The organism is Flavobacterium fluvii, from assembly GCF_900129545.1.
GTDB classification, from domain to species: Bacteria; Bacteroidota; Bacteroidia; order Flavobacteriales; family Flavobacteriaceae; genus Flavobacterium; species Flavobacterium fluvii.
On record NZ_FQWB01000003.1, the window covers coordinates 141,786 to 164,946 of the forward strand.

The window sequence follows — 23,161 nt, forward strand, 5'->3', positions numbered from 1 at the left end:
AAAAAACAATAAATATCAGCATATGAAAGCAGTCATTCTTGCGGGAGGGTTGGGAACCCGATTAAGTGAAGAAACAGTCTCCAAACCAAAACCTATGGTGGAAATTGGTGGTAAACCCATTTTATGGCATATTATGAAAACCTATTCCCATTACGGCATCAATGATTTCATCATTTGCTGTGGATATAAAGGCTATGTGATCAAGGAATATTTTGCGAATTATTTCTTGCACCAATCGGATGTTACTTTTAATATGAAAGACAACAAAATGGTGGTTCATAAAGAAAGGGCAGAGCCATGGACTATTACATTAGTCGATACAGGTGATGATTCCATGACTGGAGGAAGGCTTAAAAGAGTTGCCTCTTATTTGAAGCAAGAGGAAAGTTTTTGCTTTACTTATGGTGATGGTGTTGCTGATGTGGATATAGCAGCATTATTAGCCTTTCACAAAGCTCATGGGAAAGACGCCACCCTAACTGCCACTTATCCACCGGGACGATTTGGAGCCTTGGATATCGTTGACAATGAAGTGCGCCAGTTTCAGGAAAAACCGAGAGGCGATGGAGCATTGATAAACGGAGGTTTTTTTGTGTTATCTCCTAAAGTTATCGACAGAATATCTGGAGATTCAACCGTTTGGGAGCAAGGGCCTTTAAAAGGACTGGCTTCAGATAACCAATTAATGGCATTTAAACATGAAGGATTCTGGCAACCTATGGATACTTTGAGAGATAAAGTTCATTTGGAGGAATTGTGGGATTCTAATCAAGCGCCTTGGAAATTATGGAAGGAATAAAAGGAAAAGTGAATCCTTCCTTTTGGAAAGATAAAAAAGTCTTTTTGACAGGGCACACTGGTTTTAAAGGAAGTTGGTTGTCGCTTTGGCTTCAATCTATGGGGGCTGTAGTTAAAGGATATTCTTTAGCTCCGCCTACAAATCCATCATTGTTTTTAGTAGCCGATGTTGCCAAGAACATGGAATCAGAAATAGGGGATATTAGAAACTTGGAGCAATTAAAGCAAAGTATGCTGGCCTTTGATCCAACTATTTTGATTCACATGGCGGCACAGCCTTTAGTGAGATTGTCTTATATAGAACCCGTGGATACCTATACCACCAATGTAATTGGTACCGTAAATGTGTTGGAGGCCGCAAGATCTTGTCCTAATTTGAAGGCCATAGTGTCGGTAACCACCGACAAGTGTTATGAAAACAAGGAATGGGCTTGGGGATACAGGGAAAATGAGCCTATGGGGGGGCATGATCCTTACAGTAGCAGTAAAGGTTGCGCCGAACTAGTTTCATCAGCATATAAAAATTCCTTTTTTAACACCAATGATACCGCTGCATTGGCAACGGCCCGAGCTGGGAACGTGATTGGCGGGGGTGATTGGGCGGATGATCGATTAATCCCCGACATTCTTAAAGCATTTGAAAACTCAAAATCGGTCGTGGTACGGAATCCTTTGTCCACAAGACCTTGGCAGCATGTGTTGGAACCTTTGTCAGGTTATTTAGTGTTGGTGGAACATTTACATAATTACGGGCAGGATTATGCAGAAGCTTGGAACTTTGGTCCTAAAGAAGAAGATTGTAAACCCGTCAATTGGATTTTGGATAAAATGGTGGCCACTTGGGGTGAAGGTGCTGGTTGGGAATTAGACCAAAACAGCCATCCCCATGAGGCAGGCTTTTTGAAATTGGATTGTTCCAAAGCTGCCGCCCGATTGAATTGGCACCCTAAATGGAATTTAGAGAATACTCTTAACCTAATTGTCAATTGGCATCAAGATTGGAAAGCTGGAAAAAATATAAACGAAAAATGTCTGCAAGAAATTGCAAACTATACTAATTAAGAGCATAAAAATGGAAAGTAAAATAGTTTTAGACAACCTTAGAAAAGAAATAGCCACTTTAGTATCAAAATATACGGAGGAAGCATACAAACACAAGGATTTTGTTCCTGGGGAATCCGTGATTCCTCCTGCGGGAAAAGTCATTGGCAATGAAGAAATCCAGAATATGGTCGATGCCTCGTTGGACGGATGGTTAACTACAGGACGTTTTAATGCGGCCTTCGAAAAAAAATTAGCAGAGTTTTTAGGGGTTCAATATTGTATTTCCGTAAACTCGGGATCTTCGGCAAACTTGGTCGCTTTTAGTGCGCTTACTTCTGACACACTTGGGGACAGGGCCATCAAAAAAGGAGATGAGGTTATTGGTGTGGCGGCGGGTTTCCCTACCACGGTAAATCCTATTGTACAGTTTGGAGCGATTCCCGTTTTTGTGGATGTTGATTTAGATACCCATAATATCAATGCCGATTTGATTGAAGCAGCCATCACTCCCAAAACAAAAGCCATCATGCTGGCACATACGTTGGGAAATCCTTTCAATCTTGACAAAGTGAAAGCGCTTTGTGAGAAGTATAATTTATGGTTGGTTGAAGATTGTTGTGATGCTTTGGGAGCCACTTACAATGGACAGTTGGTTGGGACTTTTGGAGATATTGCCACTTTAAGTTTTTATCCTGCCCATCATATCACTATGGGTGAGGGTGGAGCCGTTTTTACCAACAATGCCCAATTGAAATTAATTGCCGAATCTTTTAGAGATTGGGGTAGGGATTGTTATTGTGCTCCTGGTTGCGACAATACTTGTGATTGTCGTTTTGAACAGCAGCATGGGGATTTGCCTTTTGGTTATGATCATAAATATGTTTACTCCCATTTAGGCTATAATTTAAAAATTACGGATATGCAAGCCGCTTGCGGTTTGGCCCAAATTGATAAAGCCAATGGATTTATCGAGAAAAGAAGAGAGAATTTCGCATTATTACACGATAGATTGAGCAGTCTTGTTGATTTTATTCATTTGCCTGTAGCCACCCCTAACAGTAATCCTTCCTGGTTTGGATTTCCTATCACTCTTAAATCTGATAGTGGTGTCAATAGAGTAGATTTGTTGCGATTTTTAGACCAGAACAAGATTGGTTCGAGATTACTTTTTGCAGGGAATTTAACGAAACAACCTTATTTTAAAAGCGTGGACTATCGCGTGGTTGGCGAATTGACCAATACCGATATCACCATGAAAGATACGTTTTGGATTGGGATTTATCCAGCTCTTGGTGCAGAACATTTTGATTTTGTGGCAGAGAAACTGGAAGAATTTTTCGGATTAAATTTTTAGTAAATGGCCAAAATTTTATTAACAGGTGCAACAGGATTTATTGGATCCAATCTGTCAAAGAAACTACTTACAGATGGACATAAATTATGTTTCACACTAATGTTACATGAGACAAATCCATTTGAAAATGATAAGCGAGTGAAATCTTATTTATTAAATAACGATGGAATATATTCTCTAATTGAGTTTATAAAAAGAAATCAAATAGATGGAGTTATTCATTTAGCATCTTTTGTTCAATCTGCTAATCATGTTCCAGATGATATTGAAAAGTTAATTGATACAAATTTGAAATTTTCGACTTTGGTATTAGAAGCAGCCGTACAAGCAGAAGTAAAGTGGTTTATCAATACCGGAACTTATTGGCAACATTACAACAATGCCAATTATTCACCAGTTAATTTATATGCCGCAACTAAACAAGCTTTTATGGATATAGCACGTTATTATTGGGAAACTAATAAAATCAATTTTTGTACCATTATGCTTTTTGATACATACGGACCAAACGACTCACGTCCTAAGATTTTTAATTTATGGGAGCGAATTGCTCGTACAGATGAAACGCTTGATATGTCTCAAGGAGAACAGCTAATTGATATTTCACATGTTGACGATATTGTGAGTGCTTTTTCTATACTCTCTTTACATTTGCAAAATAGGCATACTGAAGTTAAGAACGGAGATGTTTTTGCAGTAAAAGCAAACAAACGTTATACTTTAAAAGAACTGGCTGTTATCTTTGAAGAAACTACAAAATCTAAACTGAAAATTAACTGGGGTGGACGTCAATACCGAGAACGCGAAGTTATGACACCTTGGATAAGTAGTGTTGTAGTACCAGGATGGGTTTCTAAAATATCTATAGAACAAGGGATTAAGCAGTTGATGTGTAGTTTGTGATTGCCATCATAACAGGAATAAATTTATATATTGCAAGAAAAACAAAGGTGTATGTGGTTTGAAATTAATCTAAGCTTAAAAAGATGCTTAGCAATAGATGCAAAAAACTACAATTCAGAACAAATTATCAAATAACAAGGCACAATTTATTGTCAAATCCAATAAGTGCTAAAACGTTGTATTTTAAAAATATATTAGTAACATTGTAATGAATTCAGAAAAAATTTTATCGTTTTGTATTCCAACATATAATAGATCTCATTTAATTGAAATCTCAATAAATAGTATTCTTCAATCTATAAAATATTTTACTGAGAATTCAAATCATAAATTTGAAATAGTAATTTCAGATAATAATAGTACTGATTCTACAGAAAGAGTTGTGAATAATATTATCATTTCAAATAAGTTAACAAATGTTGAAATAATTTATAGAAAAAATGATTCAAATATAGGTGCGGCTAAAAATTTTATCAATTTGTCAAATTATGCAAATGGAGAGTATATTTGGTTTTTTTCAGATGATGATTATTTGATAGAGAGCGCTGTAAGTAATTTTTTTAATATATATAGTTTGAACTATTCATTTGTGTTTATGACTAGAATATTATCAGATAAAGAACTAAACATCATTTCTGAATTCAAACCACAACCAAATCTTGAAAATTATGATTTAACTTATCCTAGTGGTTTTTTGATGTTGAATAAAATGGGCTTAGAAATTGCCAATATATTAGGGTTTTATAGCTCGATTATTATTAAAAAAGATATATGGCATAATTCTAAATTGGTTATTAATGATAATACTGAATTTGGCCATCTAAAAGTATTGCTAAATGCGATTTATGATAAAAGTTGTTATATCATAAAAGAACCTGGGGTTATTTGCCGACTCAATTATCGTGGTTTTACTGATATGGACAGCATTGTTTGGTTGGACGAATACGTAGGTGCATTTTCATTTGCGAAAAAAATAGGATATGATGAAGTTATATGTAATAAAATGATTAAAAATATTTTTAGGTCTTACAGTAGATTTTTTGTTTTAGACAAAGCCAAAGGTGGTCGTCATGGGAATTTGTTTATTACAAAAAATGAACTTGGTTATTATGAGAAATATTACGACAAGTGGTTTTTTGTAAGTTTATTTCCTGCATTTATGCTTGCGCGAATTTTCGTAATTGTTGATATAATTCGCAAAAATAAATGAGATCTCGAAAGAAAACAACGAAAATAAATCTTTTTTTTCAGTATTATGCATTTATTTATAGCATCATTTTGGGAATTTTTTTGGTACCCTTGTACCTTAAATATATATCTTTAGAAATTTATGGCGGTTGGCTAGCTACAGGAAATATTGTTGCATGGTTAACTGTTATTGATCCAGGAATTTCAGATGTTTTGCGACAACAGGCTGGAAAAGCATATGGAGCTGACGAAAAACAAAAACTAAATGGGCTTTTAGGAAGTGGTACCTTATTGTCATTGATTGTTAGTATTTTGGTTTTAATCATAGGTCTTGTGTTAACAAATTATATTGTTGATTTAATATCAATCCGTGATATAAACAGTATAATAGTCTTAAAGAATGCATTCGTTCTGGCAGTAGTAGGTACTTCTTTAATGATTTTTTCCTATGGATTTATAAGTTTTAATCAAGGTATATTAAGCAGTATGGGTGTTGGTGTAATATTTGTGGTTGGAACTGTAATCTCTTTAATTGTCAATATCACGCTATTAATGTATGGTTATGGGGTGTATTCAATTCCAATTGCTCAGATATTCTTTGCTTTAATATTGATTTTTGGAAATATAGCCTATATCTTTTGGAGGTATATTGACGAATCATTAAAGTTTCGATTTTCAATTTCAGGATTTTTAGATTTGACAAAATTGACAGGCTATAACGTTTTCGGAAGACTTGGAAGTGTTATGTCAACACAAATAGATACTTTATTGGTTGCGCGTTATTTAGGAGCTGAAATTGCTCCAATCTTAAGTTTTACAAAGAAGGGACCTGAATTATCAAGAATGTTTATAGATAGGAATGTTATTGCAATGCAACCTGCAGTAACAAATGCTTGGGAAAGCGGTGAATATGATAAGGTAAGAATAAATACATCTCGTTTATATTTTATCATAATATGGGTGTTAGGTTTAATATTTACCAATTTTATTATTTTCAACAAATATTTTGTTAGTCTTTGGGTAGGCAAAAATCTATTTGCAGGTAATACTGTAAATGTGATAATATCTATTAATATAATATTGGCAGTATTGGTAAATATGAGCTCAAATATACTTTTTGCATTGGGAAAAATTAAACAAACGAGTAAAATAAACTTTGTGCAAAGTATTTTAACAGTTATCACCTTATTTATTGGAGTGAAATATTTTGGATTATATGGGTTAGTATTAGCACAAGTATTATCTACATTAGTTTTTTCCGCATGGTACTTTCCTTACAAAACATTTAAGATTATTAATTATAATAAGGATACATTAATTAAACTTGTGAAAGAAATAGTTATCGTATTTTCTATAACTATAGGATGTATAATTGTTGCTGCTAAGTTAGGTGCCTTAACAAATTGGATTGTTTTTTTTACTTACGTAATTGTAGTTGTACTTATCTATTTACTTTTACTTTCAATCTTATCAAAAGCTTTTAGACGTGAAATATCTGGAATTTTAAAGAAATATATAAAATTGAGACAAACTCATGGGATTTAAAGCTATTTATTTAATCAAACATCTTCGATATATATACAAAACACTTTATGTTAACACAAAATTAAAATGTAAAGTATCTTTAAAAAGTCCATTTTTTCCTTTGATAGTTACATCAAGATTAAGATTGTATTGTGAAGCAACAGCAAAGGTAAAATCATCTCCCGATAGTTCAATAAGGTTTGGGTTTGGTGGTGGTGGAACTGCAATGTTCCCTAATACGGGTATTAATCTTGAACTATTTGACAAATCAACCTTACATTTATGTGGGAAGTCAATTATTGGTTATGGATCTTCAATATGTATTTATCCCAATGGAGAACTTTATTTAGGAGACGAGACTTATATTGCAGCAGGAGCCATAATTAAATGTGCAAAACAAATCAGGATTGGAAACAATTGTGCTATTTCCTGGAATGTTACGATTTTAGATTCTGATTTTCATCCATGGTCAATAAATGGAAAAGATATGCAAATTGATAAGGCTGTCACAATTGAAGATCATGTTTGGATTGGAAATGGTGTTACTATACTAAAAGGTGTAACTATAGGATCGGGCTCCATAGTAGGAGCAGGAAGTATTGTTACATCAAGTGTTCCAAAGAATTGTTTAGTTGCCGGGAATCCAGCGAGAATCATACATGAGAATGTCTCCTGGTAATTGGCTTGTTAAATTTTATTGTTTAAGGTCGAAATTATAGATTGCACTTATTATACAAATTTTTAATCAAGAATGAAAAAAAATAATTATTCAATTTTAGTCAATACCACAGACAGTTTCGAAGACTGTTGGATTCCATTTTTTACACTTTTTAAAAAGCATTGGCCTGATTATGATGGAAAAATATATTTAAATACAGAAACAAAGGTTTTTACATTTCCTGGTTTAGATATTGTTTCTGTTCAAAACAACATTCAAACACCAGAAAAAAAAATTACCTGGAGTGAATGTTTAATCGCAGCATTAAACAGCATTGATGATGAAATTATCCTTTATATGCAGGAGGATTATTTTATTAAATTACATGTTCAGAATGATATTGTTAATGAATTTGTAGATGTTATGTTGGCTGAGGATATAGACTGCATTCATCTTACCGATCAAAATAGCTTAGGTCCATTTTTACCATCAAATTTTGATGATTTGTGGCTAATCGATAAAAAAGCAACCTATAGATTGAGTTGTCAGGCTGCTTTATGGAAAAAATCTGTATTATTAAAATATATTAGAACTTACGAGAATCCATGGCAGTATGAAAAGTTTGGAACTAAAAGAGCACAATTACTAAATCATAAATTTTATTCAGTAAATCGAGATAAATATAAATTAAATGAAAATGAAATTATTCCTTACGTTTTTACCGGAATAATTCGTGGTCGATGGTATGAAGAAGTGATAGAACTTTTTGAAATTAACAATATTACAATTGATTTTAGAATCCGAGGTTTTGTTAAAGATGCTGTTCCTAAACCTTTGGTTAATAGAATTAAAAGTAGATGGAAGGAGTTGCCAGCGGCAATTAGAAGTCAATTTGAAATTTACAGATTAAAATTTATATAAATCTTTATTGTAATGAACTTTATATCAGAAAAGGCACTCAAATTTTTACGTAAAATATATTTGGCAATTTATCCAGAAAAGTCAAATTTCGGACGGAATTGGAATATGTTTTCAAACAAAGAATATTCTAACGATTTAATTTATAAAAAACTAATTGATGATAAACCATGTATGATTGCTCGATTTGGATCTACAGAATTAGAGTTAATGACTAACTACTTAGGTGTAAAACATACTGAGAAGTATAAAAACACAAAGAATTTTATAAGAGGAGATTCACCTGCCTGGTGGTGGGAGCCAATAAGGGTAAAACAAATAAAAACACATTCAGGTTTTTTTCCTAATGATATAGCTAGAATTAATAAATTTTGTGAGCTAATGATAAAGGATATTCCCCAGGTTGATATACTAGGTTCATGGTTAAAAGAAGAAAATGTATTCAATGAAGAGCTTAAATATACTAAAAGAGTAGTTTTAGAAGATTTAGAACCTTTCTTTGCGCCGAATCCATGGACTAGGGCTTTAGAAGGTAAAAAAGTATTAGTTGTTCATCCATATGCAGAGACTATTGAGAAGCAATATGAAAAACGAAACCTTCTTTTTGAAGCTAATCTTTTGCCAACATTTGAATTAACAACATTAAAAGCGGTCCAGAGTCTCGGTGGTGAAAATACTGAATTCAAAGATTGGTTTGAAGCATTGGATTATATGAAAGGACAGATTGAGGAAATTGATTTTGACATTTGTATAATTGGAGCCGGTGCTTATGGTTTTCCTTTAGCTGCATATGTTAAACGATTAGGAAAGAAGTCAATTCATTTGGCTGGTTCTACCCAATTATTATTTGGGATAAAGGGAAAACGTTGGGAAGAGTTTATTGTTTGGCCCTATATGAACTTATTTAATGAGCATTGGGTAAGGCCAAATGACAACGAAAAACCATCAAATGCACAAAAAGTTGAAGGAGCTTGTTATTGGTAAATTTAATATTATAATAAATGAACAATATATTCCGATTACTTTTACTTCCTTTGGGTCTTTTCTATAGGCTATTTTTTATTGCATTGGATGGATCTAGGGATCTTTCCAATAAGATGCACTATAGAAAATCAATCATTGATAAAGGTTGTTGTATAGATTCATATACAACAATTGAACCTTATTGCCATATTTTGGATGATGTATTCATTGCAAATAGTTCAATTGCATCTTATAGTTACATAGGAAAACATAGTATTGTTCAGAATGCTACTATTGGTTCGTTTTGTTCTATTGCGAATGATGTATTTATTGGAACAGGAAAACATCCAATAGACCATTTCTCGACATCTACATTGTTTTATAGAAAAAAAAATACTTTTAACATAGAGTTGGTTAGTTCTAATCTTGTTTTTGATGAATACGAGAAAATTAAAATTGGTTCAGATGTTTGGATAGGAACAAGAGCAATAATTCTAGATGGTATATCAATCGGTCATGGAGCAATAATTGCTGCTAATTCAGTTGTTACTAAAGATGTTCCGCCTTACGCAATAGTGGGAGGTATACCGGCTAAAATTATTAAATATAGATTTGATGATTTTAAGATTAAAAAATTAATAGAGTCTGATTGGTGGAGTTTAAGTTTGAATGAGATTAAACAAAAAATTAGATCATTAAATAATATGTAAATGAATATTCTTGTTTTTGTGTTTAAAGCTCTTAGGAAGCTTGTATCAATAATGAAATCACCTTTATATAATCTTTTTGCTCAGATGCAACTGTATTTAAACGGAGTTAAATTTGGTGGGAATATAAAAGTTAATGGGTTGATTAAAGTTTTTGTAACAAGAAAAGGATTCATTAATATTGGTAACTCTTTAAAGATTAATAGTGGTAATAATTATAACGTAATTGGAAGACAACAAAAATGTATCTTTTGGGTTGATGGGAAATTGGATATTGGAAATAATGTTGGGATGAGTGCAACAGCTATTATATGTAAAACAAAAATTCAGATTGGAAGCAATGTGTTAATTGGTGGGAATACGGTTATTTATGATACTGATTTTCATTCTTTAAATTATGAATCACGAAAGAATCTTAATCAAGATAGGATAGATGCAAAAAGTAAACCAGTAATTATATCAGACAATGTATTTATTGGTGCACATACAACCATATTAAAGGGAGTCACGATAGGTGAGGGTTCTATAATTGGTGCGTGTTCAGTAGTAACAAAAGATATACCACAAAATGAAATATGGGCAGGTAACCCAGCTAAATTCATAAAACTAATAGATTCAAAACAAAATTCTATTTAAAGCATGAAATTTAGTAAAGCAACCATTTTAGCTTTCATATTTATTGCAATTAGTGATGCTCTAATGTATATCAGCTATGATGGATTCAATCAAACTTGGAGTGCCTTTGTTGTGATTCCATTAAGATATTTGGCTCTTATTTTATTTGTATTCAGGCCTTTGAAAAAAAAATGGCGAAACTTAATACCGCGCCCTATATTGGTTGTATTTTTTCTTTTAATGTTTTGGAATCTTGTTACAATTTTTAGAGGTTTTTTATTTGTAACTGACTATTATGATTCAAAATTTATTTTTGATACGTCATTATTGTTTCTACTTATTCCGTTGGTGTTTGTTAATGGTGTTTACCTGATTAATATAGAAAAACTATTTGCATTCGCATTAAAATACCTTTTTCGTTTTGGATTTGTATTAATCCCTTTAGCCTTAGTAACAAATATCCAGTTATATTCGAGAGTAATGATACCAATAAGCATTTTTATTGTTATTATCCCATTCTTGAAACCTAAATGGCGAATATTAATTTTGATTGTTGCAGTAACATCCATATTGATGTATACTTTATTTCGAACAAATATTGTTCGAATAGTTATTGCGCTATTATTGGTCTTGACATATTATTTTAGATTTCTTATAAATATAAAATTGTTAAAGACGCTTTATGTTTTGCTTTTTATTACTCCTATGGTATTTTTATTTTTAGCATTAACTAATCAGTTTAATGTGTTTAAATTTCAAGAACTAGATGATAAATACAATACGGTTGATAATATAGGTCAGGAAAGAAATTATTTAGATGATAACCGGACTTTTCTGTATGCAGAAGTTTTATCTTCTTTGGAAAGAAAAGGTAATTTAATTTTAGGCGAGGGTGCAGTAGGCAAGTATAAATCCAATTATTTTGATTTTGGGGATAGACGTGGTAGGTATATGTCTGAAATAGGATTCTTAAATACTTTACTGTTTTCGGGTATTATTGGGTTTTTAATTATTTTTTTATTTTTATTTATTGTTTCATATTATGCTTTGTATAAATCAAATAATTGGTTGAGTAAAATGTTTGGATTATTTATTGCATGTCGTTGGATTATCTTTTTTGTTGAAGAGTTTACATTATTTGATTTAAACTTCTTTTTTTATTGGATACTATTAGGTTTAATCAGTACCAATAAATTTAGATCTATGAAAGATTCAGAAGTGAAAATGTTCTTCATGAATATTTAAAATTAAAAACCATTCAAAAAAATCTAAATCAATTTAAAATATATACTTTTTATTGAAAATGAAACAGAACGCCTCCATTATAACAATTGTAACAGTTGTTTATAACGATGCATTAAATATTGAAGAGACAATACTTAGTGTTACAAATCAATCTTATCAAGAAATAGAATATATAATAATTGATGGAGGTTCAACTGATGGAACTCTTGATGTAATTAAAAAAAACGAAAATAAAATTACATATTTTAGAAGTGAACCTGATAATGGCATTTACGATGCAATGAATAAGTCCTTGTCATTTATAACTGGAAGTTATATTTATTTTCTAAATTCCGGGGATGTAATCTTTGATAATAAAACAATTGAAACAATTATGGTTCAGTTAAATGATGAAGATGTTGTGTTTTGTGATACAATCCTAACAATCAGGAATGAAAATTATTATCTACAACAAAGAAATTTGACGGCAACTGATCCAATGCCGACCTGTCACCAAAGTGTTTTGGTTAAGACACATTTGTTAAAAGCACATAACTTCAATTTAAAACTTAGAATTAGTGCGGATAAGGAATTCTTTAAATACTGCTTTAACCAAAACGTCAAATACAAAAATATTAGTATCCCACTTGGAGTGATTGATGGAGATGGGTTTAGTACTAAATATAAAATTACACAAGCGAAAGAAAATCAAGCCATTTTTCAAGAATCATTATTGGTATATTTTTTTAGATTACTAAAGGAATACTTAATGGTGTTTATAATATATTTATGTCCCAAATCAATTTATCATAAATTAAGAGCCAAGCAATACTCTAAAAATAAAATTGATTATATTACTTATTGTAAAATGATAAATGAATAAAAAGTGTTTGTTTGCACAAATGGATTATTTCAGTAATACTATATCAAATTAATAATACCTCTTATATGTATCATGTGTCAATTATTGTTCCAATTTTTAATGTAGCTGAATGTGTTACAGATTCAATATTATCAGCACTAAATCAAACGTATGAAAATATTGAATTTATTTTTGTCGATGATTGTTCAACTGACAGCAGTATGGATGTTGTCCAGAAAATTGTAGATTCTCATTGGCGGAAAAATGATGTTTTTATTTATAAAATGGATAAAAACAGTGGAGTCTCCATGACAAGAAATAGCGGAATATCCAAAGCAACCGGTGAGTTTATTTTTTTTATGGATTCTGATGATAAGTTAAGCAGTAATTGTATTCAACTACATTATGAAGCTGCAATAAAATACAATGCTGATTTTACTGTTTCAGGTCATAAAATTATTGGGAGTCGTACTGTTCATAAAGCAAGTTCAGAATTTCTTCAAAAAAAGAATGTCGGAATTGTTCAATCGTATCTTAAAAAGGAATGGAGTTTTACGTCTTGTAATAAGTTAATAAAAAGAACAATTGTTATTGACAATGAGTTGTTCTTTCCTCCCGATATTATTCGTGCTGAAGATATTTTATGGACTTTTAGATTAGCATTATGTGCAAAAAATATGGTTTCGTTACCAGAAACAACTTATTTTTATATTATTAGGGATAATTCTGCAATTAGTTCATCATATGGAGAATCAAATATATCTTCCTTTACATATGTTCTTGAACAAATTTCACTAATGATTTCTAAATCAAAAATATATGATAAAATCTTCAAGGAAGCTAATTCATTTATTACATTTCATCGTTTTAATGTTGCTTTATTTATTATAAATAACTCGGACACTATTTCTAAAAAGAAAATTATGTATAATAGATTGAACACTAGAGAATTTTATGTATTTACTGATTATGGTGTTATGTCAAAACTATTGAGACTTCCATTTCCAATATTTAATTACTTACTATATTTGCCATATAATTTGTATAAAAGAGTTCAATAAGCGGTATTAGTGAAATATGAAAAAGTTATTAATTACAGGAGGTTCGGGTTTCATTGGTACAAACTTAATTGAAAATATATTATTTTCGAATCAATATGAAATACTGAATCTAGATATTGCAAGACCCAAGATTCAATCGCATATTTCAATATGGAAAGCTGTTGATATTAGAAATTTGGAATTATTAGAAAAAACTATTAAAGACTTTAATCCACATATTGTAATACATTTAGCTGCACGTACCGATTTAAATGGTAAAACAATTGAAGATTATGATACAAATACGCTTGGTGTATCAAATCTAATAGAGATTTTGAATAATTTAAAATCTTTGGAAAGTGTTGTTTTTGCATCGTCTATGTATGTTTGTGAACCAGGGTATATTCCTAAAAATTATGAGGATTACAAACCACATACAATATATGGAATAAGTAAAGTTGAAACAGAAAAAATAATTAAATCGACAGAACTTAATTTCACATGGACAATAATTCGACCTACTTCAATTTGGGGTCCTTGGTTTAGTGAGCCATATGCAGATTTTTTTAAAATCGTGATGTCAAAAAAATATTTTCATATGGGTTCAAAAGCGTGTTCAAAAACTTATGGGTATATTGATAATACTGTATTTCAGATTATCGCCATAATAAATGCAATACCTGAAAAAATAAATAAAAAAGTGTTTTATTTAGGAGATTTTCCTGCATATAATATTTCTGAATGGGCAGATGAAATAGCGCAATCTATTGGGATAAAAATACCAAGGATACCATATTCGTTGTTTAAGCTAGCTGGTTGGTGTGGTGATTTTTTGAAGTTGATTGGAATTAAGTTTCCAATGACTTCATTTCGATTAAAAAATATGACAACAGACAATGTTCATGATTTGAAGCCAATTTTAAAAATTGCTCAAGGTTTACCTATTTCAAGAATAGAAGGAGTTCAAAGAACAATTGTTTGGATAGGAGGTATGAAGAACTAATGAAAGTTTCCATTATTACCATAGTATTTAACAACCATACAACCATTACAACATGTCTCCGTTCAGTGCAGTGTCAATCGTATCCTAATATTGAACATATCGTAATCGACGGTGGGTCTACTGATGGTACACAGGAACAAATTTTTCCCTTTTTAGATACAATTGCCTATTATGTTTCAGAAAAAGACGGAGGTTTGTATGAAGCACTCAACAAAGGGATTCGGCAATGTACTGGAGATATTGTAGGAATACTTCATTCTGACGATTTGTTTTATGAAACAACTACTGTACAAAAAGTGGTAGATACCTTTCTGCAATCCAAAGCAGATTTGGTCTATGCCAATGGAATGTATGTAGTGAAAAATAATGTGAATAAAGTAAAGCGGGTTTATGGTTCCAAACCCTATGAGTTGAAAGACTTATGTTTTGGAAGAATTCCGTTACATACTACTATCTACGTTAAACGTGAAGTTTTCGAAAAGTACGGTTTATACGATACCCAATATACTATTGCCAGTGATTATGAAATATCATTGCGCTGGTTTGTCAATCCACAATTAAAGAAACATTTTTTAAATGAATGGGTAGTCAAGATGCGTTTAGGAGGTAAAAGTACATCTGCCAATCTTCAAAAAAGAAAGTCAACAGAAGATTTAGCAATTATTAACCACTATCAATTATGGGGGAAAATAACCTTGTTTTTAAAGATTGCTCGGAAAATACCGCAATATTTAAAACCTTATTTTGTCAAATATTAGAATAATCCTATTTTGGATATACGAATAAAAACTGCACATTAAGTTAAGATACATTTTTTGTAATTAATTTGATTGTTAAATTCTTCAATAGTTGCATAATTCAAACCAGAGTGTCTAATTTTTCTATTTTACCAAATTTCAATAAATATATTGAAGAATTGAAATTGAATTTCCGAAAATGTGTAAAACCGTAAAATCAGTGTCAAAAAAATAGCTAATTTTGCAATTATCCAATAATAGGGTAACAAACAATAAATAACAAACAGTCTCCCTAAATTAATATGTCACTTCTAAAAATACTTGCTACCTACCGTTTTTCCCGCTATTTCAAGCTTGGTTTTCTGGTTTGGGATTTGGTGTTGTTGAATACGTCTATAGCTATTTCTTTTTTGTTACTTTATGGGAATTTTCAAATGATTGATATTAAAGGAAACAAAGCTCTGTCCTTTTTATCTAATGTCTTCTGGATTTCATTGTTGTTATACAAGGACTCCTTTAGGATAGTCCGAACCGAACGCATTGAAGCAATCCTCTACCGAACCATCCGAATGTTGATGATTCACTTAGCCGTTATTGCCTTGTTTATTGTTGTTTTGGATTATGATGAAATATCTCGTTTAAGAATGGTTTATTTCTATTCCACTTTTTTTCTTTTACTGATTAGCTTTCGCATACTATTTATGAAAATGTTGAAATATGTTCGGTCTCGAGGCTTTAACTTTAGAAAAGTGGTCATAGTGGGGGCGAATGCCACAGGAGAGCGTATGAACAGAATATTGTCCAAAGACCTGACTTATGGGTACCGAGTGATGGGATTTTTTGATGATGAAACCGATTCAGAGACCGAGCTGAAGGCTCCTGTTTTGGGTCGATTTGAGGATGTTGAAGATTATTTGAATTCCCAAAAAATTGATGAAATGTACGTGGCGCTACACATCAGCAAAATTAAAGTAATCAATAAGCTTACCGCACTTTGTGAGCGCTATATGGTTCGGATCAAGTACATTCCAGATTTTCAGCAATACACCAAGTCCAACAGAGTGGAAATTTCATTTTACGGGAATGGAAATGTTCCTGTACTGATGTTACGCAAAGAGCCGCTGGAAATACCATTGCATCGCATTACAAAAAAAATATTTGACTTTTGTTTTTCCTTGTTTGTTATTGTTTTTGTCTTTTCATGGCTGTTCCCTATACTGATAATCCTGATTAAACTAAATTCTCCTGGACCTGTCTTTTTTGTACAGGAGCGCTCAGGAAGGGACAATAAATCCTTTCCTTGTTTTAAATTTCGTACAATGTACGTAAATGATGTTGCTGATAAAGTGCAGGCTAGTCTAAACGATGCCCGCATAACGAAAGTGGGAGCTTTTTTGCGCAGGACCAGCTTGGACGAGTTACCGCAATTTTTCAATGTACTACTGGGGAATATGTCTGTGGTGGGTCCGCGTCCGCACATGTTGTCGCATACGGAACAATATTCGGAATTAATCAACAATTTCCTGGTGCGTCATTATGCAAAGCCGGGTATAACGGGTTGGGCACAAGTGAATGGTTATCGTGGTGAAACCAAAGAGCTCGCCGATATGGAAGGCCGTGTGGAACATGATATCTGGTATATCGAAAATTGGAGTTTGCTCTTGGATGTCAAGATTGTGTGGAATACCTTCGTGAAGGTGTTTCAAGGAGACAAGAATGCGTTTTAGATCAGTGTTCAGTATTCATTAGAGTTTAGTTATAATCAATATCAGTTGATTGGTCTCTAAATTGTTCGGCTTGGAAGGTGTTATAAGTTGATACTTTTGGTAGTCTCTCCGATTTTGGATAATAATATGATAGATTTATTATTCAAAATTGTATCGATAAATTTAAAATGTTAGAGTTTTCTATATATTATGCCTAGAAGTGTGATGCCTGAACAAACAAATCCTTACTTAAGACAAAAAGAAGATAGTCTAATAACATTAACATTGAGTGTTGTCGTGATGTTATTGTGGTTCTTGCCCTTCTGTTTCGCTCAGGATGAAGTGCTCGAACTCACATAAGACTAATTTCTATGACTAAATAGTATAACTTCTGAAGTAAAAAACGTTAAATAAAAATATGAAATTGTTTTTTTATGCCATTTCTTGACTAAGTGCTTCGTGGTTAAACTTCAAGAGAAAAAATAGAATTTCATTTACTGGACTATATTAAAAATGAAAGTTTAGTTGCTTTATTTAACTTTGAATTGTCAAGTTGTATTGTCTATATTTGTCGTCGAAACAAGATAGTTTTTTATATGGTTTAAAATTAAAGTTCATTTCAGTGAGTCCAATCGGTGTAGTAGAGCAAGATTTTACAAAGAAAAATAATCATTTTTTTGAAAACAATTAAAAATAAAGTATACCTGTTAATTAAAACAACAGTTCAATTTCTGCCCTTCCTGATTACATTATCAGGATCAATTAAAAAAACAAATTACATCCCATGAAAATTATTTTTTTAGTAAAAAAAACAATCCCTTTTCTTTTTGTCCTTCTATTGTTTTCTTGCAAGCCAAGAGCTGAGTTGGTGTATTATCAAAACATAGATGGTTTGGCCCCTCCAGAGCACTCAAATTCGTATGAAATCAAAATTCAACCCGATGATTTGTTGATGATTATCGTGTCGGCCGATGATCCCGAAACCGCCATTCCTTTTAATTTGAGTACTATCAGTGTCCCTTCCGCAACCAGTATAAATGCATCACGAGGACAGGAAACGATGCAGTCTTATTTGGTGGATGCTGGTGGTACGATTGATTTTCCGGTTTTGGGTAAATTGAAAGTGGGAGGTTTGTCCCGTACGGAGTTGATGCAGCTATTGGAAAGTAAAATAGCCAAATACATCAAGAACCCGATTATCAATATTCGCCTTATGAATTTCAAGGTTTCCGTGCAGGGAGAGGTCACCCTACCAGGTACTTATCCAGTTTCTTCCGATAGAATTACCCTAATTGAAGCTATAAGTAAGGCAGGTGATTTAACTGTTTACGGAAAAAGGGACAATATTTTAATTATTCGAGAAATAGATGGGGTAAAGTCGTACAATAGGGTTGATATCACCAAGGCCGATTTTATCCATTCTCCCTTTTATTACTTGGCCCAGAATGACGTGGTTTATGTTGAACCCAATAAAACCAGGATTAACGGGGCGGCAGTGGGGGCCAATACAGGGGTTATCATCTCTGTAACCTCTTTGTTGATCACTTTGGTTACCTTAATCGTTACCGCAAAAAACTAAACCTTTATATGGATTTAAACAACTACTCGGACGAAGAACAAAACGAAGATTTTAATTTAAGAGAAGCTATAGAACGTTATCTGGATCATTGGCAATGGTTCTTATTGGCGGTTTGTCTTTGTGTTAGCATAGCCTATGTGTATTTAAGATACACCACGCCCCAATATCAGGCCAGTACCACTATTTTGGTCAAAGATGAAAAAAAAGGAGGTATGCTTTCCGAATTATCCGCCTTTGCCGATATGGGATTGGGCGGTGGAATGAAAAATAATCTGGACAATGAGGTTGAAATTTTGAAGTCGAGAACCTTGGTCGAAAGAACAGTCAAGAAGTTGGTGTTGAATATTTCAATGACTGTTAAAGGAAATGTAAGAGATGTAGAGATATACAAGGATGCTCCAATTAAAGTACTTTTTTTAAACACCAAACCAACGTTTTATACGGATAAAATGAGTTTGGAGTTTGTGAGATTAAGGCCAGACATCTTTAAATTGGTTGGTGAATCCGGAGAAGAAGCTAGTGTTCCGATAATTTTAAGTAATAAAAATGAATTTCGTTATGGAGAAATCATTTCCACTAGAAACGGGGATTTAATTATTACGGAGGCTGTTGAAAAAAGATATGTAAGCAAGGTTGATGATAGACCTATCAATATTATTGTAAACCCTCTTGAAAAGGTAGTGGCAAGTTTCCAGAAACGTTTGAACGTGAATCCGATCAGCAAGACCAGCAGTGTGGTCGAGATTTCCATAATGGATCCCGTAATCGAAAGGGCTGAAGATTTTCTGGATAATTTGATTCGGGTTTACAATGAAGATGCTGCTGCCGACAAGAGTTATATCTCGGAAAACACCTCTAAATTTGTAGCCAACAGATTGTTGTTGATTACGCAAGAGTTGGATGGGGTAGAGAAGGATGTGCAGCATTTCAAGACCTCGAATAAACTTACCGATATTGAAACCGAAGCCAAACTTTTTATTGAAGGCTCCAGTGAGTACAACAAGAAAAGGGTGGAAATGGAGATTCAATTGAATATGGTGGCTTCGATGCTGGATTTTATCAAAAAAAGCAATAATTCTGATTTATTGCCCACCAACATGATTTCGGCAAAAGGAGAAGAAACCGGCTTGATGGATTCCTATAACCAATTGGTCTTGGAACGCAACCGCATATTGAAGTCGGCCACGGTAGAAAATCCAACCGTTGTCAAGTTGGATCAACAGCTGGCTTCCTTGAAAACGAACATAGCGGAAAGTTTGCGCAGGTTACAAGCCAATCTGAACATACAAAAAAGGGACTTAAGAGGTCAGGAAGGCTTGCTAGACAACAAGATAGGCGATATTCCGGTTCAAGAGCGGCAGTTCAGGGTCATTGCCCGCCAACAAAAAGTAAAAGAAGAATTGTATTTGTATTTATTGCAAAAAAGAGAAGAAACAGCCATTTCGTTGGCAGCAACGGAGCCTAATGCTCGAGTGATTGATGCCGCCAAAGCATCGAAAATACCGGTTTCTCCTAAAAAATCAATGATTTATCTAGCTGCCTTGCTGCTGGGGCTTCTTATTCCGTTTGGAATTTTGTACTTGATGGATTTGTTGGATACCAAGGTGAAAAGTCGTTTTGAAATTACCAGTAAGTTGAGCATACCCTTTTTGGGAGAAGTTCCAAAATCGGAAACGCCGAACGAAATTGTGGACACGAGCAGTCGTTCCAGTACTGCCGAAGCGATGCGAATTGTAAGAATGAACCTTGACTTTATGTTGAACCAGGTTCCGGAAGGCAAGGCCAAAACCATTTTGTTTACCTCGACCTTATCCGGGGAAGGAAAAACATTTTTGTCGGTTAATTTAGCCGGTATTTTTGCGCTTTCGGGAAAAAAGGTTTTATTAATAGGAATGGATATCCGTAATCCAAAACTGAATGAATACATCGATCTTCCTAGCAGTGCGGGATTGACCAATTATTTGTCGTCCAGTAATGTAAAGATTGAAGATTATATTTTTAAACACAAAGGATTTGAGCAATTGTACGTGCTTCCTCCGGGAAGCATTCCGCCAAATCCAACCGAGTTGCTGATGAGTAAAAAGGTGGATGAGCTTTTTGTACAATTCAAGAAGGAATACGATTTCATCATTGTGGATACGGCTCCTGTAAGTTTGGTGTCGGACACCTTGATTATTGCCAAACAGGCTGATACTTTTGTTTATGTGGTACGCGCCAATGTTTTGGACAAACGAATGCTCCACATACCGGAAGTTTTGTACAGGGAAAAGAAACTACCCAATATGGCGTTGTTGCTTAATGATGCCGAAACCAAGAAGGGTTATGGTTATGGATATGGCTATGGTGTCACGGTTAAAAAAATGCCTTGGTACAAGAAGGTTTTTAGCAAGTAAAGAAAGAGAGGCGAAAGCCTCTTTTTTTGTTTAAATGGTTAATTGTTTATTCGTTTAATCGAGAAGGGAATTTTTATACTGTTTGGAAATTACAAAAAAAACTAATTCTTTTTTGTCAGATAGAGTCTTTCAATTTCGCTCAAGACTGGCTAAAGTAGTGATGCCGTAATGGTTCTCGACTGCGCTCGAACTGTCAATGCCGTTTTTCTATATTCAATTAATCGATTAAACTTTTCCTAACCAATTAATCCTTTCTAAACAAATTGCTACATTTGCATTTATGGAATTTTCATCAAAACTTTTGGAAAAAGCGGTCAACGAAATGGCACAATTGCCGGGAATTGGCAAACGAACCGCCTTGCGATTGGTATTGCATTTATTGAAGCAGCCCAAGGAGCAAACCGGATTTTTGACACAGGCCCTGACGACAATGCGGGAAGAAGTCAAATTTTGCGTGAGTTGCCACAATATTTCCGATATGGCCGTTTGCGAGATTTGTACCAATGCCAAAAGGAATCACCAAATCATCTGTGTCGTGGAAGATATTCGCGATGTTATGGCTATCGAAAACACGGGGCAATTTAGGGGGATTTATCACGTTCTTGGTGGGAAAATATCGCCAATTGACGGCGTTGGCCCCAGCCAATTGAACATCAATACGCTGGTAGAAAAAGCAAAATCAGGGGCTGTCGGTGAAATAATTTTTGCCTTGAGTTCCACAATGGAAGGGGATACCACCAATTTTTACATTTACAAACAAATCCAGGATTGTGGCATCATTACTTCCACCATTGCCAGGGGAATATCCGTTGGTGACGAATTGGAATATGCCGATGAAGTTACGCTGGGCAGAAGTATTTTGCAAAGAGTACCCTTTGAGAATTTTTTTAAAAATAATTAATTTGGGACGCAGATGGACACGGATGAAAAACGGATTTTGGTGTTTTTTTAGTGATGTGTAATTTGGAACGCGGATGGATGCGGATTCGCTAAAGCGAAGACACGGATTAAAACGGATTTTGGGAAAAGTTATAGTTGTGCGTCCTATTTGAAAGATTCTTTCAAAGAAAAAAGAATTAATCCATTTAATGGATGATGATATTTTTAATTTGATGAATGAAAAACTATATTTGTTGAAAAAATTGAACATGAAAAAATTTTTACGCTGTATATTGATGGGAATGAGCGTTTTTTTTGTTTCCTGTATTCCAACGAAAGACCTTATTTATCTTCAGAATAAAAATGGAACAGAGGCAACTGCCCCCATATCGGAGGTTATGTTAAAGCCTTACCGACTTCAGGTCAATGATGTTTTGAGCATTACCATTAAAGCGGATGATCCCAAATTAGTCGCTATTTTCAACCCCACCAATAAAGGGGAGACAGACAATGTGGGTTCTTCTTTGTATTTTTCTGGTTACACGGTAGATGATCACGGGAATATCAGGATACCGGTTTTGGGCGAAATTAATGCGATTGGTTTTACGGTCGACGAATTAAGAATGAAAATCGAGAAACAACTTCTGGACGAGTATTTTAAAAAAGAAGCCAATATTTTTGTTATTGTAAGATTGGCCGGATTTAAATATACTGTCAATGGTGAAGTGGGAAGCGTGGGGACCAAATTCTTGTTCCAGGATCACGTCAATATTATGGAAGCCATCGCCAATTCAGGAGATATTACCATAACGGGGGACAGGAAAGCGGTGACCATTATTCGCCAATCTCCTTCTGGAACCGAAATGCACGACATCGACCTTACTGATATCAACGTGATGCAATCGCCTTATTACAATTTGCAACCCAATGATTATATTTATGTAAAACCATTGAAACAGAAAACTTGGGGAACCGGTAAAACAGGTATAGAGTCATTGAGCACCATCATTACTTTAATTTCTTTGGTAACCACAGCCATAGTACTCTTAAATTTATAATACAAATC

21 protein-coding genes are annotated in these 23,161 nt (G+C 33.4%); all 21 read left to right on the top strand.

The genetic code is table 11. The annotated features are described in order from the left end of the window. The first annotated feature begins 22 nt into the window (after positions 1–22). The 21 genes from rfbF to BUC16_RS08505 all read left to right on the top strand — a co-directional run bounded on the left by rfbF (position 23) and on the right by BUC16_RS08505 (position 23,153). Entirely contained in the window at positions 23–799 is a 777-nt protein-coding gene (gene rfbF, locus BUC16_RS08405) for a glucose-1-phosphate cytidylyltransferase (protein WP_073370219.1), read from the top strand. Then, positions 787–1,860, top strand: a complete 1,074-nt coding sequence (rfbG, locus tag BUC16_RS08410) for a CDP-glucose 4,6-dehydratase (RefSeq protein WP_073369753.1) — start codon at positions 787–789, stop codon at positions 1,858–1,860. Before rfbF ends, rfbG begins: the two co-directional genes overlap by 13 nt. 10 nt (positions 1,861–1,870) lie before the next feature. Next, on the top strand, positions 1,871–3,196 hold the full coding sequence (rfbH, locus tag BUC16_RS08415) for a lipopolysaccharide biosynthesis protein RfbH (protein ID WP_244534351.1): 1,326 nt from the start codon (positions 1,871–1,873) through the stop codon (positions 3,194–3,196). 3 nt (positions 3,197–3,199) lie between these two features. Next, positions 3,200–4,099 carry an NAD-dependent epimerase/dehydratase family protein gene (locus BUC16_RS08420; RefSeq protein WP_073369755.1) on the top strand — a complete coding sequence of 300 codons (900 nt, stop codon included), beginning with the start codon at positions 3,200–3,202 and terminating at the stop codon, positions 4,097–4,099. Between the two features lie 208 nt (positions 4,100–4,307). Further along, positions 4,308–5,309 (top strand): glycosyltransferase, encoded by a 1,002-nt coding sequence (locus tag BUC16_RS08425; RefSeq protein WP_073369757.1) that lies wholly within the window; start codon positions 4,308–4,310, stop codon positions 5,307–5,309. Continuing rightward, complete coding sequence (locus tag BUC16_RS08430) at positions 5,306–6,832, top strand: lipopolysaccharide biosynthesis protein (protein ID WP_073369759.1); 1,527 nt, start codon at positions 5,306–5,308, stop codon at positions 6,830–6,832. Before BUC16_RS08425 ends, BUC16_RS08430 begins: the two co-directional genes overlap by 4 nt. Then, positions 6,822–7,490: an acyltransferase gene (locus tag BUC16_RS08435; RefSeq protein ID WP_141226106.1), complete on the top strand. Its 669-nt coding sequence runs from the start codon at positions 6,822–6,824 to the stop codon at positions 7,488–7,490. Before BUC16_RS08430 ends, BUC16_RS08435 begins: the two co-directional genes overlap by 11 nt. Before the next feature lie 72 nt (positions 7,491–7,562). Further along, complete coding sequence (locus BUC16_RS08440; protein ID WP_073369761.1) at positions 7,563–8,390, top strand: hypothetical protein; 828 nt, start codon at positions 7,563–7,565, stop codon at positions 8,388–8,390. A gap of 12 nt (positions 8,391–8,402) precedes the next feature. Beyond that, positions 8,403–9,371: a hypothetical protein gene (locus BUC16_RS08445; protein ID WP_073369763.1), complete on the top strand. Its 969-nt coding sequence runs from the start codon at positions 8,403–8,405 to the stop codon at positions 9,369–9,371. A gap of 17 nt (positions 9,372–9,388) precedes the next feature. Next, entirely contained in the window at positions 9,389–10,060 is a 672-nt protein-coding gene (locus BUC16_RS08450; protein WP_170860863.1) for a CatB-related O-acetyltransferase, read from the top strand. Beyond that, positions 10,061–10,693 (top strand): acyltransferase, encoded by a 633-nt coding sequence (locus BUC16_RS08455; RefSeq protein WP_073369765.1) that lies wholly within the window; start codon positions 10,061–10,063, stop codon positions 10,691–10,693. It begins immediately after the preceding gene. 3 nt (positions 10,694–10,696) lie between these two features. Further along, on the top strand, positions 10,697–11,917 hold the full coding sequence (locus BUC16_RS08460; protein WP_073369767.1) for a hypothetical protein: 1,221 nt from the start codon (positions 10,697–10,699) through the stop codon (positions 11,915–11,917). A 58-nt stretch (positions 11,918–11,975) separates the two neighbouring features. After that, entirely contained in the window at positions 11,976–12,779 is an 804-nt protein-coding gene (locus tag BUC16_RS08465) for a glycosyltransferase family 2 protein (protein WP_073369769.1), read from the top strand. Positions 12,780–12,790: 11 nt separating this feature from the next. Beyond that, a complete protein-coding gene (locus tag BUC16_RS08470; protein WP_141226107.1) occupies positions 12,791–13,819 on the top strand; it encodes a glycosyltransferase family 2 protein in 1,029 nt (342 codons plus the stop codon). Positions 13,820–13,835: 16 nt separating this feature from the next. After that, positions 13,836–14,801, top strand: coding sequence for an NAD-dependent epimerase/dehydratase family protein (locus BUC16_RS08475; RefSeq protein ID WP_073369773.1), 966 nt, complete (start codon positions 13,836–13,838; stop codon positions 14,799–14,801). After that, on the top strand, positions 14,801–15,559 hold the full coding sequence (locus BUC16_RS08480; protein ID WP_073369775.1) for a glycosyltransferase family 2 protein: 759 nt from the start codon (positions 14,801–14,803) through the stop codon (positions 15,557–15,559). The genes BUC16_RS08475 and BUC16_RS08480 overlap by 1 nt, the downstream gene beginning before the upstream one ends. Positions 15,560–15,840: 281 nt before the next feature. Then, positions 15,841–17,265 (top strand): undecaprenyl-phosphate glucose phosphotransferase, encoded by a 1,425-nt coding sequence (locus BUC16_RS08485; RefSeq protein ID WP_073369777.1) that lies wholly within the window; start codon positions 15,841–15,843, stop codon positions 17,263–17,265. 763 nt (positions 17,266–18,028) lie between these two features. After that, entirely contained in the window at positions 18,029–18,823 is a 795-nt protein-coding gene (locus BUC16_RS08490; protein ID WP_073369779.1) for a polysaccharide biosynthesis/export family protein, read from the top strand. Between the two features lie 8 nt (positions 18,824–18,831). Continuing rightward, the gene (locus BUC16_RS08495; protein ID WP_073369781.1) at positions 18,832–21,216 is read left to right on the top strand and encodes a GumC family protein; all 2,385 of its coding nucleotides are present in this window, start codon (positions 18,832–18,834) and stop codon (positions 21,214–21,216) included. 280 nt (positions 21,217–21,496) lie between these two features. Further along, positions 21,497–22,117 carry a recombination mediator RecR gene (gene recR / locus BUC16_RS08500; protein WP_073369783.1) on the top strand — a complete coding sequence of 207 codons (621 nt, stop codon included), beginning with the start codon at positions 21,497–21,499 and terminating at the stop codon, positions 22,115–22,117. A gap of 247 nt (positions 22,118–22,364) precedes the next feature. Next, entirely contained in the window at positions 22,365–23,153 is a 789-nt protein-coding gene (locus BUC16_RS08505) for a polysaccharide biosynthesis/export family protein (RefSeq protein WP_073370225.1), read from the top strand. Positions 23,154–23,161: the final 8 nt, after the last annotated feature.

Coding starts and splice junctions, on each gene's coding strand:
- rfbF (WP_073370219.1), top strand. CDS start 23: ATGAAAGCAGTCATTCTTGCGGGAGGGTTGGGAACCCGATTAAGTGAA.
- rfbG (WP_073369753.1), top strand. CDS start 787: ATGGAAGGAATAAAAGGAAAAGTGAATCCTTCCTTTTGGAAAGATAAA.
- rfbH (WP_244534351.1), top strand. CDS start 1,871: ATGGAAAGTAAAATAGTTTTAGACAACCTTAGAAAAGAAATAGCCACT.
- BUC16_RS08420 (WP_073369755.1), top strand. CDS start 3,200: ATGGCCAAAATTTTATTAACAGGTGCAACAGGATTTATTGGATCCAAT.
- BUC16_RS08425 (WP_073369757.1), top strand. CDS start 4,308: ATGAATTCAGAAAAAATTTTATCGTTTTGTATTCCAACATATAATAGA.
- BUC16_RS08430 (WP_073369759.1), top strand. CDS start 5,306: ATGAGATCTCGAAAGAAAACAACGAAAATAAATCTTTTTTTTCAGTAT.
- BUC16_RS08435 (WP_141226106.1), top strand. CDS start 6,822: ATGGGATTTAAAGCTATTTATTTAATCAAACATCTTCGATATATATAC.
- BUC16_RS08440 (WP_073369761.1), top strand. CDS start 7,563: ATGAAAAAAAATAATTATTCAATTTTAGTCAATACCACAGACAGTTTC.
- BUC16_RS08445 (WP_073369763.1), top strand. CDS start 8,403: ATGAACTTTATATCAGAAAAGGCACTCAAATTTTTACGTAAAATATAT.
- BUC16_RS08450 (WP_170860863.1), top strand. CDS start 9,389: ATGAACAATATATTCCGATTACTTTTACTTCCTTTGGGTCTTTTCTAT.
- BUC16_RS08455 (WP_073369765.1), top strand. CDS start 10,061: ATGAATATTCTTGTTTTTGTGTTTAAAGCTCTTAGGAAGCTTGTATCA.
- BUC16_RS08460 (WP_073369767.1), top strand. CDS start 10,697: ATGAAATTTAGTAAAGCAACCATTTTAGCTTTCATATTTATTGCAATT.
- BUC16_RS08465 (WP_073369769.1), top strand. CDS start 11,976: ATGAAACAGAACGCCTCCATTATAACAATTGTAACAGTTGTTTATAAC.
- BUC16_RS08475 (WP_073369773.1), top strand. CDS start 13,836: ATGAAAAAGTTATTAATTACAGGAGGTTCGGGTTTCATTGGTACAAAC.
- BUC16_RS08480 (WP_073369775.1), top strand. CDS start 14,801: ATGAAAGTTTCCATTATTACCATAGTATTTAACAACCATACAACCATT.
- BUC16_RS08485 (WP_073369777.1), top strand. CDS start 15,841: ATGTCACTTCTAAAAATACTTGCTACCTACCGTTTTTCCCGCTATTTC.
- BUC16_RS08490 (WP_073369779.1), top strand. CDS start 18,029: ATGAAAATTATTTTTTTAGTAAAAAAAACAATCCCTTTTCTTTTTGTC.
- BUC16_RS08495 (WP_073369781.1), top strand. CDS start 18,832: ATGGATTTAAACAACTACTCGGACGAAGAACAAAACGAAGATTTTAAT.
- recR (WP_073369783.1), top strand. CDS start 21,497: ATGGAATTTTCATCAAAACTTTTGGAAAAAGCGGTCAACGAAATGGCA.
- BUC16_RS08505 (WP_073370225.1), top strand. CDS start 22,365: ATGAAAAAATTTTTACGCTGTATATTGATGGGAATGAGCGTTTTTTTT.